This window comes from Streptomyces bathyalis (assembly GCF_015910445.1).
Classification (GTDB): domain Bacteria; phylum Actinomycetota; class Actinomycetes; order Streptomycetales; family Streptomycetaceae; genus Streptomyces; species Streptomyces bathyalis.
Genome location: NZ_CP048882.1, coordinates 6088949 through 6107194, shown reverse-complemented (window position 1 = coordinate 6107194; position 18246 = coordinate 6088949). Strand labels below are relative to the sequence as shown.

Sequence of the window (18246 nt, the reverse complement as noted above, 5' to 3'; positions counted from 1 at the left end):
GGGCCCGCCGCTCACCAATGCTGTGCGGAACCGCCGTCCTTGGGTGGCAGCGATCCGGCGGGCTCCGGATCGCGGTGCCCGAAGACGCCCATGAGCACCAGATGCGTCGCCAGCGCGATGAACGGCCATACCAGCAGAGCACCCTTGGCCTGCAGTTTCAGCGGCCCGTCGAAGGTCTTGTTCTCACCGGCGGCCTTCGCCGCCGCCGCGAGATCGCCGCTCGGGCCCAGCCAGATCCCGAGCTGCCAGGCCAGCACCGACCCCAGCAGCGCACCCACGGCCAGCCCGACGACGATGCCGATGCCGCCCCTGCGGCTGCGCAGGAACGCCAGCAGGCCCGTCACCACACCGAAGGCGACCGCCAGCAGGACGAACGTGCCGTCCGCGCCGATCGCCTCCTCGCCCTCCGGGTCCTTCAGGAACACGCCTCCGTCGACGCTGACGAGCGGGACGCGCGGCGCGAGCCACAGCCACAGCAGTCCGAGCCCCACTCCGAGCACGAGCACGATCAGGGCGCACAGCGCACCCGCGCGCACCTCCGCCCGCACATCGGTGCGCTCCTCGTCGTATTCGTCCAGGAGTTCCGGGGCGTAGGCCCCGTGGCCCGCCTCCTCGCCGGAGTGGCCGTGCGCGCCGGGGTGACCGTAGGCGCCGGGGTGACCGTAGGCGCCCGGGTGACCGTACGCGCCGGAGGGACCGTACGGCCCGGACTGATCGCCTCCGGGACCCGCAGGACCTGAGGCCCCCGAGGATCCCGAGTCGCCGTACGGAGGAGCGGGGTGATCGCCGCCCGTGGGGTCGCCGCGCCGGTGCGAACCCGGCTGTCCGCCGCCGTGCCGGCCGCCATGGCCGTGGTACGGGCGGGAGCGACGCGAGCGGTCGGGGTCGGGTGAGGAAGGCGTTGGAGCGGTCACGACGCCATCGTGCCAGTCCCGGGCACCAGTTCGGGCGGCGGGCGGCAGATGGCTCTGCGGCAGAATGGCGGCGAATACACCCATTCCGGCTCAGTCGGCGTCCGGGCCCGGCTCCGGTCCGCTTCTCAGCGGACTGCCGCGCGCCGGTACGCCCATGTCGCCAGCGCCAGGGACGCCACACCCACCGCGGCGCAGACGGCGAGATCCAGGGCGGCAAGGCCCCAGTCGGGCCGCACCTCGAAGGCACGGGCGAGCGCCTCGACTCCGTACGTCGAGGGCAGCAGGTCCCGCAGCAGGCCCACGGGCTGCGGCAGACGCCCGCCCGGGAGGACGCCCAGCAGCAGCGCGGCCGACATGCCCAGCTGCCCGCAGAGAGTCGCGATCTCGGGCTTGGGGGCGAGCAGGCCCAGCGCCGCACCGAGCCCGGCCAGAGCGGCACCCGCGAGCGGCACGACGGCCACGAGCACCCACAGACCGCTCAGCGGCAGCTGGTAGAGGACGCCGCCGGCGACGGCGGTGACGAGGACCCCGGGCACCGTGAACGACGCATACGCCCCGGCGGCACCGAGCACGACCGCCGCCGCGGGCACCGGCAGCGTGGCGTAGTGGTCGAGACCCCCGCCCGCGCGCAGCTGCCCGAAGTACTGGGCCAGCAGATTGAGCGCCACGAACGCCACCACCAGGACGGCGGACCCGGCGACCACGGCCCTCGATTCGGCACCGCCGTCGACCACGCCCCTCATCAGCACCATGATCCCCAGCGACTGGAACGTCGCCACGAACAGCAGCGGGATGCGGGCGACCCGTGCGCGGGAGAGCTGCGCCCGGTACACGGCGGCCAGCGAGGGCCACAGACGGGCCCGGGGCGCGAGAGCAGCGGGCGCCTCACCGGCCGTGCCGGAAGCCCCTGCCGACGCACCGGCAGACGCCGCGCCCGCGACGCCGGCGTCCTCCCCGGCCTCGCGGGGAGCCAGAACGCGGGCGCCGGTCTCGCCGGACCGCGCCCGCGCGCGCGCCTGTGCCTGCGCCGAAGCGGCCGTACTCACACCTTCACCAGACCTTCCCCGCAGCCGCCCAGAGCGAGATACACGTCCTCGAGGCTGGGCGTGGCCAACGAGAAGTCGTCGAGTGCCGCGAAGGCCCGCCCTGTGGTGACGACGTCGACCGCGGCGCGGGCCGCCTCGGGCGGCATGCGCAGCGTCCAGCGGCGTCCCGAGACCGTGGCCTTACCGGCAAGGTCGGCGACCTGTGGCACGTCGAGCGGCGCGCGGTCGCGCCAGACCAGTTCGAGCCGTACGTCCCCGCCGACGGTGGCCTTCAGCCCTCCGGGGGTGTCGCAGGCGATGACGCGGCCGCGGTCCAGCACCGCCACGCGGTCGAGGACGGTCTCGGCCTCCATGACGTTGTGCGTCACCAGCACCACCGTCGCGGCGCGCTCGGTGCGCCTGCGCTCCACGGCCGCCCACACCGCGCGCCTGGCGACCGGGTCCATGCCGGTCGTCGGCTCGTCCAGTACGAGCAGGGGCCGCTCCCCCACGAGCGCCGAGGCGACGCAGGCCAGCCGCCGCTGACCGCCCGAGAGCTTTCTGAGCGGACGGCCCGCGAGGGCGTTCAGGCCCAGCTCGTCCAGGACCTCGTCCCGCTCGCGCCGGGCGGACGCGGCGTCCAGGCCACGAAGGCGTCCCGTGGTCTCCGCCGCCAGGGCGACGGTCAGTTCGTCGAGCGCGCCGGACTCCTGGCCGAGGTAGGCGAGGATCCGCGCGGCACGCTCCGGGTGCCGCACCAGGTCGTGCCCGAGCACCTCGACCGTGCCGGAGTCGGGACGCATCAGGCCGGCCAGCTGTCTGACGACGGTGGACTTGCCGGCTCCGTTCGGGCCGAGCAGGCCGAAGATCTCGCCCTGCCGCACTTCGAGGGTGACTCCGTCGCAGGCCCGCACGCCCGCGATACCGGGTGCGTCCCGGGTGCTGCGCAGCAGGTTCAGGGGGAGCGCGCCGGCCCGGCGGCGGCTCATGGGATACGTCTTGACCAGGCTCGTCATGCGCACAGCGGTCCGCGTCGGCGTCTGCACGCTCTGCGCCGTCTGCTGCGTTGTGCCGGTTCCCACGAGCGACGAGCCTACGCTCCGGTGGCGGCGGGGTATCCGGAAGGGTCGTTCCGGGACGGATCCGGGCTACTGCTCGGCGACGGAGGCGTCCTCGTCGGGGACGGTCTGCCCGGTCACGGGGGCGTCGATCTCACGCCAGAACCCCGCCCGGATCGCGTACCGGTCGTGCTCGTCGATCTGGTCGTCCTTGTGCGCGAGCAGCCCGAAGCGGGCCGCGTAGCGGAGCAGCTCCCCGTCGATGCGGTGCGGGATGCGCGGATACTCACGGGCCAGCGACTGCACGTGGGCGGGGGCGGAGAGCCGCTCCAGCCAGCGCCGGGCGAAGACCTGGCCGACCTCGAAGGGGTCGCCGCTGACCGCCGTGATGTCCTCCTCACGGTCCGCCCAGCGCTGCTCGGCCGTCGTCAGCTGGGCGAGCATAGGCAGCGCGGCAGCCTCCTGGGACTCCCCTGATGTGCTGCGCTCGACGCAGCCCCGCTCGGAGGACCATCTGAGTGTCGCGCCGGGAGGGGCGCCGTGGCCGGGGTGCGGCGCGGGACGGCCGAGCCCGGCGAGGTCCTTGGGAGTGGGAACGGTGGGAACGCCGCTGGTGCCCTTGTCCGGGGCGGCCGCCTCGTCGTCCTCGCTGTCCGTCGCCTGAGTGTCAGCGGCGCCGTCCGCGGCCGCGCCGGCGGGTGGCGGCGGGGGTGTCGCCGAGGGCGGCGCGGACGCCGCGTGATGCACGGGCGCGACGGGTGCGCTTCCGTTCTTGGCCGATTCGGGCAGCGGCGCGGAGAGGATCGCCGCGATCTCGGGTCTGGATGCGGACTGCGGGTGGTACGCACCGGACGGTTCCGTGGCGCGCACGGCCTCCGTGATCCAGCTGCGGTCCAGGACCCGGCGCTCGTCGGCCTCGGCCACGAGATCCTCGGACTGGTTGTAGTCGCCGTCCGCCGCCTGCACTGCCCACAGGTGCACGGCGACGCCGTGTTCCTTGGCCGACATCAGCCCCGGGAGCAGATCACCGTCGCCCGTGACGAGGACGATGTCGGAGCAGGCCCGATTCCGGGCCAGTTCGGTGAGCTCCGCGTGCATCGCCGCGTCGACGCCCTTCTGGGCCCAGCGGCCGTCGCTTCTGGTCAGTGCTCCGAGACGTACGGTGACGCGCGACATCACCCGGAGCTTGCGGTGCTCGGGCTGCGGCACCCGGTCGGGTGCGCCGTCGAACCAGTAGATCCGCAGCAGATCACAGCCGGTGTCGGCCTCGGCACGTTCGCGTAGCCCGCGGATCAGGGCGGCGTGATCCACGCTGATCTGGGAGCGCATGGGCTCCCCCGCCAGCAGACTCGCGGCGGCGCCCAACAGATATCCGGCATCCACCAGAACGACGCAGCGGTCCACGATCCACCCACTCTCGGTCACCGACGGCGGCCCAGTGGCCGGAGTCGTGTGTTTCGCCTTCGAGTCTGCCCGACCGTACAGGGGTTATTGGCGGCGCACGATCACCGGCGTGGCGGCACAGATGTGGAGGAGGCGCAACAGCGCGAAGAACCGCCTCACTCACGGTGATTGTCCGACATGCGCGCTTCATACCCCCGTGCCAGGCTGAATTCGGCCCAAAGTTCAACGGTCCCCAGGAGGCGATCATGGCCAAGGGCAGGAATCAGGAACGCAGTCAGAAGAAAGCCGGTGACAGCGAGCGCGACCAGAGCAGGACCGAGAGCGGTTCCGCCGAAGGTCAGCCGTCGCGCCCGTCGTCGGGCAGAAACGTCAGCCCGGCCGACGTGGCCCGCAAGCACCAGCGGCGCTTCGGACACAACTGACCCTGCCTGGTGCAGAGGTCGGCAACACTCCGTTTGATTCACCTGTGCCCTTGGGCACCGCACGTCGGCGCTTGACAAGAAGAGGGCGGCCCCAGCCCCGGGGCCGCCCTCTTCGTGCGCCGGGCCATGCGGACGCGCCGCACGGGCCCCGCGCCGGAGGGGCGTTGGCGGTGTCGGCAGTCGCTCGCCCGGGCGCCGGGCGCCGGCTGCCTCGCCGTTCGGGCTCAGCCCGCCATGCAGGACGGGCCCAGCAGCTCCTTCAGGTCGCCGAAGAGAGCCGGCGCGGGCGTGACCCGGTGCCTGTCCAGCCGCAGGACCGTGGTCTTGCGGGCGCCCTGGAGCCGCACGCGTACCTCGCTCGAACCGCGGTGGTGGGTGAGGACTTCGCCGAGCTTCTCCACCAGCGGCGGCGTGATCTTCACGGTGGGGATCGTGATCGTCACGGGCGCGCTGGCGGATGCCTCGCTCAGGTCGGGAATCATCAGCTCCATCGCGACCAGACGCGGCACGTCCTCACGCTTGTCCAGCCGGCCCTTGACGAAGACGACGGCGTCCTCGACGAGTTGGGTGGAGACGAGCTGGTAGGTCGCCGGGAAGAACATGCAGTCGATGGAGCCCGCCAGGTCCTCCACGGTCGCGATCGCCCACGCGTTGCCCTGCTTGGTCATCTTGCGCTGCAGCCCGGAGATGATCCCGCCGATGGTGACGATCGCGCCGTCCGAGTGCTCGCCGCCGGTGAGCTGGGCGATGGCCGCGTCCGCCTTGTCGTTGAGCACGTGTTCCAGCCCGAACAGAGGGTGGTCGGAGACATAGAGGCCGAGCATCTCCCGCTCCTGGGCGAGGAGATACGTCTTCTCCCACTCCTCCTCGGAGAAGGTGACGTCGAGGCCGAAGCCGGGGGCGTCCTCCCCGTCCTCCCCGCCGAGGTCGCCGAAGAGGTCGAACTGGCCCTCGGCCTCCTTGCGTTTGACCTGCACCACGTTGTCGATCATCGGCTCGAACTGCGCCGTCAGGCCCTTGCGCGTGTGACCCATCTCGTCGAACGCGCCCGCCTTGATGAGGGATTCGATGGTGCGCTTGTTGCAGACGACGGATTCGACCTTGTCGAGGAAGTCGGGGAAGGAGGTGTACCTCCCCTTCGCCTTGCGGCACTTGACGATCGAGTCCACGACGTTCTGCCCGACGTTCCGCACCGCGGTCAGGCCGAAGACGATGGTCGAGTCGTCCCGCGAGGTGAAGTTCGCCTCCGACTCGTTGACGTCCGGGGGGAGGACCTTGATGCCCATCTTCCGGCACTCGTTCAGGTACACGGCCGACTTGTCCTTGTCGTCGCGCACCGAGGTGAGCAGCGCCGACATGTACTCGGCCGGGTAGTTGGCCTTGAGGTAGGCCGTCCAGTACGTGACCAGTCCGTACGCCGAGGAGTGCGCCTTGTTGAAGGCGTAGCCGGCGAAGGGCACCAGCACGTCCCAGACGGCCTGGATTGCCTCGTCGGAGTAGTTCCGCTCGCGCATACCCTTCTGGAAGTTCACGAACTCCTTGTCGAGAACCTCCTTCTTCTTCTTGCCCATCGCCCGGCGCAGCAGGTCCGCCTGACCCAGCGAGTAGCCCGCGAGCACCTGCGCGGCCTTCTGCACCTGCTCCTGATACACGATCAGGCCGTGCGTGATGTCGAGGACCTCCTTCAGGGGCTCCTCGAGCTCGGGGTGGATGGGGGTGATCTCCTGCTGGCCGTTCTTCCGCAGGGCGTAGTTGATGTGGCTGTTCATGCCCATCGGGCCCGGCCGGTACAGCGCCGAGACGGCGGAGATGTCCTCGAAGTTGTCGGGCTTCATCATGCGCAGCAGCGAGCGCATGGGGCCGCCGTCGAATTGGAAGACGCCCAGGGTGTCTCCGCGGCACAGCAGCTCGAACGTCTTGGGGTCGTCCAGCGGCAGGTCGAGCAGCTTGAGATCGACGTCCTTGTTCTTGCGGATCATCTTGACCGCGTCGTCCATGATCGTCAGGTTGCGCAGCCCGAGGAAGTCCATCTTCAGCAGGCCGAGGGCCTCGCAGCTGGGGTAGTCCCACTGCGTGACGACCACGCCGTCGTTCTTGGGCGAGAAGACGGGCACGTGGTCGATCAGCTTCTCGCTGGACATGATCACGCCGGCGGCGTGCACGCCCATCTGCCGCACCAGGCCCTCGATGCCACGTGCCGCGTCGATCACCTTGGTGACGTCCGGCTCGTTCTCGTACATCGCCCGGATCTCGCCCGCCTCGCTGTAGCGCGGGTGGTCCTTGTCGGTGATGCCGGACAGCGGGATGCCCTTGCCGAGGACGTCGGCGGGCATCGCCTTGGTGATCCGGTCGCCCATCGCGTACGGGTAACCCAGCACGCGGGCCGAGTCCTTGATCGCGTTCTTCGCCTTGATCGTGCCGTAGGTGCCGATCATGGCGACCTTGTCCGCGCCGTACTTCTCCGTGACGTAGCGGATGACGTCGCCGCGCCTGCGCTCGTCGAAGTCGATGTCGACGTCGGGCATGGTGACGCGCTCGGGATTGAGGAACCGCTCGAAGATCAGGCCGTGGGTGACGGGGTCGAGGTCGGTGATGCCCATCGCGTAGGAGACGATCGAGCCGGCCGCGGAGCCACGGCCCGGGCCCACCGCGATGCCGTTGTTCTTCGCCCAGTTGATGAAGTCGGCAACGACGAGGAAGTAACCGGGGAAGCCCATCGAGATGATGACGTCCATCTCGTACTCGACCAGCTCCTGCCGGTCCTGGGGAACGCCGCCCGGGTAGCGGACGGCCATTCCCCGCTTGACCTCCTCCTTGAACCAGGACACCTCGTCGTACCCCTCGGGCACGTCGAAACGGGGCATCAGGTTCTTGGTGTCGAACATCCCCGCGGTGTCGACGCGTTCGGCGATCAGCAGCTGCGTGTTGCGGCAGCCCTGCTGCCACTCGTCCGAGGAGTCGATGGCATACATCTCCTCGGCCGACTTGATGTAGTAGCCCGCGCCGTCGAAGCTGAAGCGGTCCGGGTCGGAGAGATTGCTGCCGGTCTGGATGCACAGCAGGGTGTCGTGCGCCGCGGACTCACGTTCGTAGGTGTAGTGCGAGTCGTTGGTGACGACGAACGGGGCGTCGATCTTCCTGGCGACCTCTTCCAGGCCCGCCCGCGCCCGCTTGTCGATGTCGATGCCGTGATCCATCAGCTCGACGAAGAAGTTCTCCTTGCCGAAGATGTCCTGGAACTCTCCGGCGGCCTTGACGGCCTCCTCCTGCTGCCCGAGACGGATCTTCGTGCTCACCTCGCCGGAGGGGCAGCCGGTGGTGGCCATCATCCCCTTCGCGTACTCGGCGAGGAGCTCGCGGTCCATGCGCGGCTTGCGGAAGAAGCCCTCGAGCCCGGCCCGGGACTGGGCGCGGTAGAGGTTGTGCAGCCCCTCCTTGTCGCGCGCCCACATCGTCATGTGCGTGTACGCACCGTTACCGGACACGTCGTCGCGCTTCTGGTGCGGGGTGCCCCACTTGACCGGGCGCATGTTCCGCCGGTGGTCCGGCGCGACGTACGCCTCGATGCCCATGATCGGCGTGATCCCGGCGTCCGTGGCCTGGTGGAAGAAGTCGTAGGCACCGTGGAGATTGCCGTGGTCCGTCATCGCGATGTGCGACATGCCCATGTCCTGGCATGCCTTGAACATGTCCTTCAGCCGCGCGGCGCCGTCCAGAAGCGAATACTGAGTGTGCACGTGCAGATGTGTGAACGGCTGGTCGGTCACGGCGCGGGCCACCTCCGGGCACGGATGTTGCTGGATCGGTTCCGGAGTCTACGACCCGGCACCGACAACCGCGGGCGGCGGCCGCCTGACCCCAACTCGCGGGCGGCGCCGAGGCGTAGGGACTCTCGCGGCAGGCCCGGGCGGGCAGTCGCGCGGTCACCCCGCCTGCGCAGGGGACGGTCCACCCCGCCTGCGCAGGTGACGGTCCGTGCGAGAAGATCCCGGTGCACTCCCGTCAGCATCGTGCACCGTCGAGCCACCCCGGAAGGGCGGTATTCATGGCAACGCAGCAGACCGGCGCGGAATCGCGCGCCGAGCGGATCCTCGAGGTCTTCGACAGCGCCTTCGGCGAGCTGCTGGCCGCCGACCCGGCCGCCTTCCAGGTCAAGTTCCGGAAGATGGCCGCGTCCGCCTTCGCCTTCTACCGGGGGACGGCCTGCCTCTTCTACGCGGACGCCACCGAGGACGACAAGGAAGAAGCGCCCGGACGCACCGGCCCGTTCCTCGACGAGCGCACCGGCAGGGTCTGGATCCACGGCGATCTGCACGCCGAGAACTTCGGCACGTACATGGACGCCAACGGCCGCCTCACCTTCAACGTCAACGACTTCGACGAGGCTTTCGTAGGACCGTTCACCTGGGACCTGAAGCGCTTCGCCGCCTCCGTGGCGCTGCTCGGCTACAGCAAGGCCCTCAGCGACGAGCAGATCACCGCCCTCGTGCGCGCCTACGCCGACGCCTACCGCGAGCGCATCCACCTCCTGGCCGCGGGCACCGAGCCCGCCGCCGCGGCGCCCTCTCTCTCCCTCGACACCGCGCGGGGACCGGTGCTGATGGCGCTGCGCGCGGCCCGCGCCAACACCCGGTTCGGGCTGCTGGACAGCATGACCGAGATCCGCGACTGGGAGCGCCGGTTCAGCCCCGGCGGCGGAACCGTGGAGCTGGACACGGCGACCCGCTCCGAGGTGCTGGAAGCCTTCGACGCGTACGTCGCGACGCTGCCGGGCGCGACGCGTTTTCGTTCGGACGCCTACCGCGTCAAGGACGTCGTCGGGCGCCGCGGCATCGGCATCGGAAGCGCGGGACTCCCCTCGTACAACGTCCTGCTCGAGGGACACAGCGACGCCCTCGAGAACGATCTGGTGATCTACATGAAGCAGGCGCAGACCCCCGCCGTCGCCCGCCACATCACCGACCCGGCGATCCACGGCTACTTCCGGCACGAGGGGCACCGCACCGTCATCTCGCAGCGCGCCCTGCAGGCGCACGCCGACCCGTGGCTGGGCTGGACCGAGCTGCGGGGCAGGGGCCAGCTGGTCGCCGAGGTCTCGCCGTACGCCGTCGACCTCGACTGGTCGGATCTGGACGACCCGGCCGAGATCTCGCAGGTCGTCGGCGACCTCGGACGGGCGACGGCCACCATGCACGCCGCGGCGGACGACGAGAGCGGCCACTCCCTCGTGCCGTTCTCCACGGAGCGGGCCATCGACACCGCGATCGCCGAGGACGAGGAGGGCTTCCGGCAGATGCTGGCCGACTTCGCCCACGACTACGGTTCGAAGACCCGGCGCGATCACCAGATCTTCGTCGACCTCTTCCGTAACGGCCGTATCCCCGGCCTGTAGGCGGCGGGTACGCGGGGCTCGGCACCCGGGCCCCGTACCGGGGGCGGTGGAAAGCGGCCCGGAGCGGCGGGAGCGTGGCAATTCACGGTCCGCATTTAGAGACCCCTTACGCCTCCGCATGGCACACTTCCGGCGATGGACATGGATGCGGCAGGCATACGGACGCTGCGCGCGGTGGTCTTCACCGTGCTGTGCGTCACGCTGTCCGCCGGGTCCCACGTTCTGCTCTCGGGGGTGCCGCTCCCCCTCGGTCCGCTGCTGGCCGTCACCGGCGTGATCTTCCTGCTGGCCTTCGCACTCGCCGACCGCGAGCGCGGTTACGGCCGCATCGCCGCCGTGCTGATCCCGCTGGAGCTGCTCGCCGACACCGTCTTCACCACCGGTCAGCATGCCTGTTACGGGCAGACCGGAGGTCCCGTCACGGGGCCGCTGCGCAGCGTCGGCGTCGACCTGCTGTGCGGCGGCAGCGGCGTCGGAGCCCCGCTGGCCCACATCGCCTCGCAGGGCGGTCCCGGCGGGGCCGAGGGCCTGGCCCATGGCGCCCTCGGGCAGCTGGGCCCGCTGAACACCGGCCCGTCGACGACGCCGTTCGTACTGCTCGCCGCGCACATCGCGGTCGGCCTCCTGGCCGCCGCCTGGCTCCGGCGAGGCGAGGCGGCACTTGCCGGGCTGCTGCGCGCGGCCTCGGTGACCGCGTTCCGGCCGCTGCGGACGGCCTTCGCCGCCGGCTCCCTTACGTACGAGTGCGGCGAGCCCGCACCCGCACCGCGGTCGCAGCCCGTTCTGGGCCCGCGCGCGCTGCCGCTGCTCACCCACTCCGTGCACCGACGAGGACCGCCGCCGTTCGCGCTCGCAGCCTGATCAGGGCCGAAGCCTGAGGAACAGGCACGCGAGCCGACCCGGTACGAGACAGTCCACCGTCGTCCCCCACGCACACCGCGTACATCACCACGGAGAAGAAACCCATGAGCAAGCGCAACAGCCAGGAAGCCAAGCGCGCCGCCCGCGATCGGCTGCGCGCGGAACGTGAACGGCAGGCCAAGAAGGACAAGATGCGCCGGCAGGCACTCGTCGGCGTCGCGGTTCTCGCCGTACTCGCCGTGGCCGGCGGCATCTTCTTCGCCGTCACCAAGCTGACCGCACCCAGCGGCTGGGAGGCGGCCAAGGAGCAGAAGCTGGTCAAGCCCGCGAACTCCTCGGGCAAGGACGGCCAGAACATCGTCATCGGCAACGGCAAGAAGACCGTCGACGTCTACGAGGACCTGCGCTGCCCGGCCTGCGCCCAGTTCGAGCAGGGAGCGGGCAAGCTCCTCGCGAAGGGCGCCGAGGACAACAAGTACAAGCTCCAGGTGCACCTCGGCGACCTGATCGACGGCAACCTCGGCGGCGACGGTTCCAAGAACGCCATCAGCGCCCTGGGTGCCGCGCTCAACGTGAGCAAGGACGCCTACCGCGACTACCACGACAAGCTGTACTCGCCTCAGTTCCACCCCGAGGAGAGGCAGGACAAGTTCGCCGAGGACGACTACCTCCTCAAGGTCGCGGACACGATCCCCGCGCTGAAGAGCAACGCCGGCTTCAAGAAGGCGGTGGAGGAAGGCACTTACGACCGGTGGGCGCTCGCCATGGTCGCGGACTTCAAGAAGGCCAAGATCCAGGGCACGCCCACGATCCGCATCGACGGCAAGGACATCGACCAGCAGCAGCTGCCGAGCGAGCTGCAGAAGCTGGGCGTCAAGCTCACGGCTCCGAAGCAGTAACGGCCGGCCGGGTGGCGGCGGGGCCCGCCGCCACCCCCGAACGCCGTTGCCGCGTACGGCGGTTCGTACGGACCGACCCGCTCCGCCGTTCCGTCGCACCGCGTCCCGCGCCGTGGACGAACTCGCCCCGACGGGCAGTTGAACTCTTGCGAGTGACCTGCCCGTCGGGGCTACTTGTGCGTAACATCTAAGTCCGTGACAAACACACATGGCGAATCCCCCACTTCAGCCCCGGCAGAGAGACCCTCCTCCGGGCACCCCAGGCGCCGCACCGTCGTTGCGGCCACCGCCGCCTCCGCGGCCCTCCTCCCCCTCGTCGGCGCGACTCCCAGCGCGCACGCCGCCGAAGGCCCCTCGTTCCTCCACGGCGTCGCCTCGGGCGACCCGTTGCCCGACGGCATCCTGCTGTGGACACGGGTCACTCCCACCGCGGACGCCGTCCCCGGATCGGGCAAGGGCGAGCCCGTCACGGTCACTTGGGAGGTCGCGGAGGACGAGGGCTTCGGCAAGGTCGTCGCTCACGGCACCGTCAAGGCCGAAGCCGCCACCGACCACACCGTCAAGGCGGACGTACGCGGACTGGCCGCCGACACCGCCTACTGGTTCCGGTTCGGCGCCGGTGGCGTGAACTCCCCCGCCGCCCGGACCCGTACGGCCCCCGCCGAGGAGGCCGACACCGCCAACCTGCGCTTCGGCGTGGTGTCCTGTGCGAGCTACGAGGCCGGCTACTTCGCCTCGTACCGGCATCTGGCCGCCCGCGAGGATCTCCACGCCGTGCTGCACCTGGGCGACTACATCTACGAGTACGGGCACGAGGAGTACCCCCTGCAGGGGAAGGCCCTCCGTACCGTCCAGCCCGAGCACGAGACGATCACCCTCGCCGACTACCGCGCACGGCACGCCCACCACAAGCTCGATCCCGACCTGCGGGCGATGCACGCGGCCCACCCGCTCATCGCCATGTGGGACGACCACGAGATCGCCAACGACACCTGGTCCGGCGGCGCGGAGAACCACACCCCCGGCGGAGAGGGTGAGTGGGCCGAACGCCAACGGGCCGCGAAACAGGCCTACTTCGAGTGGATGCCGGTCCGGCCCTCCACGGAGGGCACCACGTACCGGCGCCTGCGCTTCGGACGCCTCGCCGATCTGCATCTGCTCGACCTGCGCTCGTTCCGCGACCAGCAGGCGTCCATCGGCGACGGCGACGTGATCGACGACCCCGAGCGCACCATCACCGGACGCAGGCAACTCGACTGGCTCAAGTCCGGGCTGTCCTCCTCGACCGCGCGCTGGCGCATGGTCGGCACCTCGGTGATGATCGCGCCGCTGGCCTTCGGCGCCGTACCGGCCCATCTGCTGGGCCCGCTCGCAGAGTTGATCGGCATCCCGAAGGAGGGTCTGGCCCTCAACGTCGACCAGTGGGACGGCTACACGGACGACCGACGCGAACTGCTCGCGCACCTGCGCGACCAGCGCATCGGCAACACCGTCTTCCTCACGGGCGACATCCACATGGCCTTCGCGAACGACGTCCCCGTCAAGGCCGCGACGTACCCCGGCGACGCGCCGGTGGCCACGGAGTTCGTCGTCACGTCCGTCACGTCCGACAACCTCGACGACATCATCAATGCCGCTCCCGACACGGTCTCGTCGGTCGCGGAGGCCGCCATCAAGGCAACCAACCGGCACGTGCGCTGGCTCGACATGGACTCGCACGGCTACGGCGTCCTCGACATCGACGCCGAGCGGGCGCACATGGACTACTTCGTCCTCTCCGACAAGACCGACCAGGGCGCCACGAGCGAGGTCCGCCGCTCCTACCGCACCCTCTCCGGCTCCCAGCGCCTCGAAGAGGCGGACGGTCCGCTCGGCACGTAACCGCCCGCCGAATCCCGTCAGTTCGGGCCCCGTCGCATCCGCGGCGGGGCCCGTGGCGTTGCCGTGGCGAACCGCGACCGGGCGGCCCCCGCTTCCCCGGGGCGCATCTCGCGGCTCTCGCGGGCGGACCCGGCCCCGCAATCCGCATCCGGAACAACCGTTGACGCGTTCTGTATGACGGTCATACGATCCAGCGACACTTTTCAGCCAGTGCCGCCGATCCTCGGCCGGTAGGCCGGAACGGCACTCTGCGCGGCCCGTCCGTCCGTCGAAGGAGCCAATCGTGATCACTGAAGATCCGGCCGTCACTTCGCGGCTGAGGAGAAGGGCCGCCACCGCCACCGGAATCGGCAACTTCATGGAGTGGTTCGACTTCGCGGTCTACGGCTTCTTCGCCACCACGTTCGGCGAGCTGTTCTTCCCGAGCGAGGACCCGGCCGTCTCGCTGCTCTCCTCGCTGGCGGTCTTCGGAGTGGCGTTCTTCATGCGGCCCGTCGGCGGCTTCGTGATCGGTTCCGTCGGCGACCGCAAGGGCCGGCGCGCCGCGCTCATGCTGACGGTCGTGCTGATGGGCGCCAGCACGGCCCTGATCGGCGTGCTGCCCACGTACGAGCAGACCGGACTGCTCGCGCCGGCCCTGCTGCTGGTGCTGCGCTGCTGCCAGGGCTTCTCCGCGGGCGGCGAGTGGACCGGCTCGTCCGCGTTCCTGCTGGAGCACGCTCCACGGGGGCGCCGCGGCTACTTCGGCAGCGTCATCTCGGCCACGGCGGCAATCGCGACCGTCGCGGGAAGTCTCGTGGCCCTGGCCCTCAACTCCTGGCTCTCCCCCGAGGCGTTGAACACGTGGGGCTGGCGCCTGCCGTTCCTCGCCGCCGCACCGCTCGCACTGATCGGCCTCTACATCAGGCTCCGTCTCCCGGAGACCCCGGTCTTCGTCGATCTGCGGCAGCAGCAGCGCGTGGAGGGCAAGCCGCTCATCACCGGCACGCGGAAGAACGCCAAGTCGATCGCCCTGTGCTTCTTCTTCGCCAGCGTCCAGGGCCTCGGCTTCTACTACCTGGCCACGTTCGTGGTGAACTACCTGTCCGAGTCCGTGGGGATGCCCCGCACCACCTCACTCGCGCTGAGCGGTGCCGGACTGCTCATCTACGCCCTGCTCTGCCCGCTCGCCGGGATCCTCTCCGACCGCTTCGGCCGCCGGCCCGTCAACGTGATCGGCAGCGCGGGCCATGCGCTGCTGTGCTTCCCGGCGTTCATGCTCATGAGTTCCGGCAGCGGCCCGCTGGTGCTTCTCGGCATCGTGGTCTTCTCCGTCAGCCAGGCGCTGGTCAGCGTCACCACGGTCGTCCTGCTCACGGAGCTGTTCCCGGCCGCCACCCGCGGCAGCGGCAGCGCCATCGGCTTCAACCTGGGCCTTGCCGTCATCGGCGGCCCCGGTCCGTTCGTCGCCGCGGCCATCGCGGGAGCCAGCGGATATCTGCCGATGCCCGCCATCTACATGACGGCCGTCGCGGCAGCGGGATTCTTCGTGGTGCTGCTCTGGCTGCCCGAAACGGCAGGGCGGGACCTGCGGGCGGACGACGACGTACCGCTCGGCCGACGCGAACGCGCCGGAGCCGCCCTGTGACCGACCCGCCCGCCGACCCCGCGGGAGCCCCTGGAACCGCCGGCTCCGCCGAGTACGAGGTGCTGGCGGTCCGCTACGGCACGCGCATGGGCGCCCGTTCGGAGATCTATCTCAATCACAACATCTACGGCGACGTCGACTCCCCGCTGCGGATGGACTACTACCTCTGGGTCGTCCGCGGAGGGGGCCGCACGATCGTCGTCGACACGGGGTTCGGTCCGGAGGGCGGTGCGCGGCGCGCCAGGACCACGCTCGTGGAGCCAGTCGAGGCGCTGTCCGCGCTGGGCGTCGACGCGGCGTCGGTGCAACAGGTGGTGGTGACACACGCCCACTACGACCACATCGGCAATCTCGCCGCGTTCCGCAATGCCGAAGTCGTCATGGCCCGCAGGGAGTACGAGTTCTGGACGGGGCCCTGCGCGACGCGGAAGCAGTTCGCCTGGTCGGTCGAGCAGTCCGAACTGGCGCATCTGCCGCGGGTACGGGAGGAGGGGCGCCTCACACTCCTCGACGGAGCCCGCACCGTCGCTCCCGGCGTCGAGGTCGTCCCCGTCGGGGGCCACACGCCAGGTCAGGTCGTCGTGCTGGCCGCCACCCCGGGCGGGGGCACGGCCGTCCTGGCGTCCGATTCGGCGCACTACTACGAGGAGTTGGAGCTGGACCGGCCGTTCGCCTACGTGGCGGACCTGGAGGCGATGTACCTCGGCTTCGACCTGCTCAACGACATGGCGCGGACACCGGGACACGTGCTGGTGCCGGGCCACGACCCCGAAGTGATGCGGCGCTTCCCCGCCTTCGAGGGGCTGGAGCCCGGTCTCGCCGTACGGATCGGCGGACCCGTGAGCAAGGGAAGCGTGGGCCGAGAAGGGGACGGGGAGCGCACATGAGGTCCCAGGAGAACGCCGGAGCGTTCACGGGGAAGGTCGCCGTCGTCACGGGCGCCGGCAGCGGTATCGGTGCGGCGAGCGCCCGGCGGCTGTCCGGGGACGGGGCCCGGGTGGTCGCCGTGGACAGCGACGGGGCGGCCGTCGAGGAGGTCGTACGGACCCTTCCCGGGGAAGCGGTCGCGGTACGGGCCGACATCTCACGGGAGGAGGACGTCGAGCACTACATCGGCGCGGCCCGTGAGGCCTTCGGCCGGACGGATCTGCATCACCTCAACGCGGGCGTCTTCGGCACCTTCGACCGCCTGCCCGATGTGACGGCGGACGACTTCGACCGGGTCCTGGCGGTCAATCTGAGGGGGACCTTCCTCGGTCTGCGTGCCGCGTTCCGCCGCTACGAGGAACAGGACTCGGGCGGTGCCGTCGTCGTGACGGCGTCCATCGCGAGCCTGCGCGGCAGCGACGACCTGATCGCCTACCAGGCGTCCAAGCACGGAGCGCTGGGTCTCGTCCACGGGGCGGCGCTCTACGGCGGGCCTCGCGGTGTGCGGGTCAATGCCGTGGCGCCCGGCCTCGTCCACACGCGTCTGTTCTCCTCCGGAGGTGGCGCCGCGGGTGGCGGCGGTGACATGGAGCAGCGCGGCACGACCACGCCGATGCGCCGTGTGGGCACGGCGGAGGAGATCGCCGGTGTGACGGCCTTCCTGCTGAGCGACGACGCCGCCTATGTGACCGGAGAGGTGGTCTCGGCGGACGGCGGAGCCTCCGTGGTCAACACCGTGCGGCCCTCGGGCGGCGCCGGTGCCTGGACCCCGGGCGGGACCGGATGACGCGGCGCGCCCGAATGCGGCAGGCGGACGGACCGGCCGGACGGGCAGAGCCGGACAGTACGGGCAGGCCTGACAGGCCGAGCAGCCGGAAGGGAACGGTGACGTCGTGAGCGGACAGCGCATCGCTGTGGTCGGCCTCGGCAACATGGGCGGCCGGATCGCGCGGAGAATCACGGAGCAAGGTCACGCCGTCCTCGGGCACGACCTGGACCCGTCCAGGGCCGCGGCGACGGGCGCCACGCACGCGCCCTCGCTCGGCGAGGCGGCCGCGGGCAGCGACGTCGTCCTGCTGTCCCTGCCGGACAGCCCGGCCGTCGAAGCCGTCGTCCTCGGCGAGGGCGGCCTGCTGGAGCAGTGCCGCCCCGGGCAGATCGTCGTGGACCTGAGCACCGCCTCCCCCGAATCCACCGTGCGGCTGGGAGCAGCACTCGCCGAGCGCGGCATCGTCCTCCTCGACGCCGGGGTCTCCGGCGGTGCCGCCGCCGCCGAGAGCGGCACCCTCACCGTCATGGTCGGCGGGCCCCGCGACGCCTTGGACCAACTGGACTGGCTGTTCGGCCTGTTCGCCGCGAAGGTCTTCCCGATGGGGGCCGTAGGCAGCGGCCACACCACGAAGCTGCTCAACAACTTCCTCAACGCCGTGTCGCTGGCGGCGACCTCCGAGGTCATGGTCGCCGGGCGCAAGGCCGGGCTGGACCCGGCCGCGCTCCTCGACGTCATCAACGCCGGCAGCGGCGTCAACTTCGCGACCCTCAAGCGCTTCCCGCACATCATCCAGGGCGACTACCTGGAGGGCGGTCTGACGGGCGCGCTGATGATGAAGGACGTCCTGCTGTACGTGAACCGGCTGCGGGAGCTGGGCGTGCCGAGCCTGAACGCCGCGGGCCCCCTCGCCAGCTTCGGACTGGCCAACAGCACCGGCTACGCGAACCGGATCAGCAACCGCGTCGTGGACGCCATCGGCGATCTGTCCGGCGGGGTGCGCGTCCACGACAGGACGGACGACGAGACCGAGAGGCGCCCTTGAGGGGCGCCCGCACAGAAGGGCA

14 protein-coding genes are annotated in these 18246 nt (G+C 70.6%); 9 read left to right on the top strand and 5 right to left on the bottom strand.

Features of this window, described 5'->3' with window-relative positions; all coding sequences use genetic code 11:
• Positions 1-11 precede the first annotated feature (11 nt).
• From G4Z16_RS26420 to G4Z16_RS26405, 4 genes are all read right to left on the bottom strand, one after another.
• On the bottom strand, positions 12-578 hold the full coding sequence (locus G4Z16_RS26420) for a hypothetical protein (protein ID WP_197354927.1): 567 nt from the start codon (positions 576-578) through the stop codon (positions 12-14).
• Between the two features lie 461 nt (positions 579-1039).
• A complete protein-coding gene (locus tag G4Z16_RS26415; RefSeq protein ID WP_197354926.1) occupies positions 1040-1888 on the bottom strand; it encodes an ABC transporter permease in 849 nt (282 codons plus the stop codon).
• Positions 1889-1956: 68 nt separating this feature from the next.
• Positions 1957-3021 (bottom strand): ABC transporter ATP-binding protein, encoded by a 1065-nt coding sequence (locus G4Z16_RS26410; protein WP_425508121.1) that lies wholly within the window; start codon positions 3019-3021, stop codon positions 1957-1959.
• 66 nt (positions 3022-3087) lie between these two features.
• Positions 3088-4401, bottom strand: coding sequence for an NYN domain-containing protein (locus G4Z16_RS26405; protein WP_197354924.1), 1314 nt, complete (start codon positions 4399-4401; stop codon positions 3088-3090).
• 245 nt (positions 4402-4646) lie between these two features.
• Here G4Z16_RS26405 and G4Z16_RS26400 point away from each other — a divergent pair, with 245 nt between their 5' ends.
• A complete protein-coding gene (locus tag G4Z16_RS26400) occupies positions 4647-4823 on the top strand; it encodes a hypothetical protein (protein WP_197353135.1) in 177 nt (58 codons plus the stop codon).
• Positions 4824-5047: 224 nt separating this feature from the next.
• Here the strand turns inward: G4Z16_RS26400 and dnaE are convergent, their stop codons facing one another.
• Entirely contained in the window at positions 5048-8590 is a 3543-nt protein-coding gene (gene dnaE, locus G4Z16_RS26395) for a DNA polymerase III subunit alpha (RefSeq protein ID WP_197353134.1), read from the bottom strand.
• Positions 8591-8868: 278 nt separating this feature from the next.
• Between dnaE and G4Z16_RS26390 the strand changes: the two genes are divergently transcribed.
• The 8 genes from G4Z16_RS26390 to G4Z16_RS33355 all read left to right on the top strand — a co-directional run bounded on the left by G4Z16_RS26390 (position 8869) and on the right by G4Z16_RS33355 (position 18224).
• Positions 8869-10215: a DUF2252 domain-containing protein gene (locus G4Z16_RS26390; protein WP_197353133.1), complete on the top strand. Its 1347-nt coding sequence runs from the start codon at positions 8869-8871 to the stop codon at positions 10213-10215.
• A gap of 135 nt (positions 10216-10350) precedes the next feature.
• On the top strand, positions 10351-11076 hold the full coding sequence (locus G4Z16_RS26385; protein ID WP_197353132.1) for a hypothetical protein: 726 nt from the start codon (positions 10351-10353) through the stop codon (positions 11074-11076).
• Between the two features lie 104 nt (positions 11077-11180).
• Entirely contained in the window at positions 11181-11975 is a 795-nt protein-coding gene (locus G4Z16_RS26380) for a thioredoxin domain-containing protein (protein WP_197353131.1), read from the top strand.
• Between the two features lie 195 nt (positions 11976-12170).
• Positions 12171-13856 carry an alkaline phosphatase D family protein gene (locus G4Z16_RS26375; RefSeq protein ID WP_197353130.1) on the top strand — a complete coding sequence of 562 codons (1686 nt, stop codon included), beginning with the start codon at positions 12171-12173 and terminating at the stop codon, positions 13854-13856.
• A 283-nt stretch (positions 13857-14139) separates the two neighbouring features.
• Entirely contained in the window at positions 14140-15483 is a 1344-nt protein-coding gene (locus tag G4Z16_RS26370; protein ID WP_197353129.1) for an MFS transporter, read from the top strand.
• Entirely contained in the window at positions 15480-16370 is an 891-nt protein-coding gene (locus G4Z16_RS26365) for an N-acyl homoserine lactonase family protein (RefSeq protein ID WP_197353128.1), read from the top strand. Before G4Z16_RS26370 ends, G4Z16_RS26365 begins: the two co-directional genes overlap by 4 nt.
• Positions 16367-17197, top strand: coding sequence for an SDR family NAD(P)-dependent oxidoreductase (locus G4Z16_RS26360; protein ID WP_197353127.1), 831 nt, complete (start codon positions 16367-16369; stop codon positions 17195-17197). Before G4Z16_RS26365 ends, G4Z16_RS26360 begins: the two co-directional genes overlap by 4 nt.
• A gap of 106 nt (positions 17198-17303) precedes the next feature.
• Positions 17304-18224 carry an NAD(P)-dependent oxidoreductase gene (locus tag G4Z16_RS33355; protein WP_197353126.1) on the top strand — a complete coding sequence of 307 codons (921 nt, stop codon included), beginning with the start codon at positions 17304-17306 and terminating at the stop codon, positions 18222-18224.
• Positions 18225-18246 lie beyond the last annotated feature (22 nt).

Excerpts from the sequence above, each read along its gene's own strand:
- G4Z16_RS26400 (WP_197353135.1), top strand. The coding sequence starts at position 4,647 with ATGGCCAAGGGCAGGAATCAGGAACGCAGTCAGAAGAAAGCCGGTGAC.
- G4Z16_RS26390 (WP_197353133.1), top strand. The coding sequence starts at position 8,869 with ATGGCAACGCAGCAGACCGGCGCGGAATCGCGCGCCGAGCGGATCCTC.
- G4Z16_RS26385 (WP_197353132.1), top strand. The coding sequence starts at position 10,351 with ATGGACATGGATGCGGCAGGCATACGGACGCTGCGCGCGGTGGTCTTC.
- G4Z16_RS26380 (WP_197353131.1), top strand. The coding sequence starts at position 11,181 with ATGAGCAAGCGCAACAGCCAGGAAGCCAAGCGCGCCGCCCGCGATCGG.
- G4Z16_RS26360 (WP_197353127.1), top strand. The coding sequence starts at position 16,367 with ATGAGGTCCCAGGAGAACGCCGGAGCGTTCACGGGGAAGGTCGCCGTC.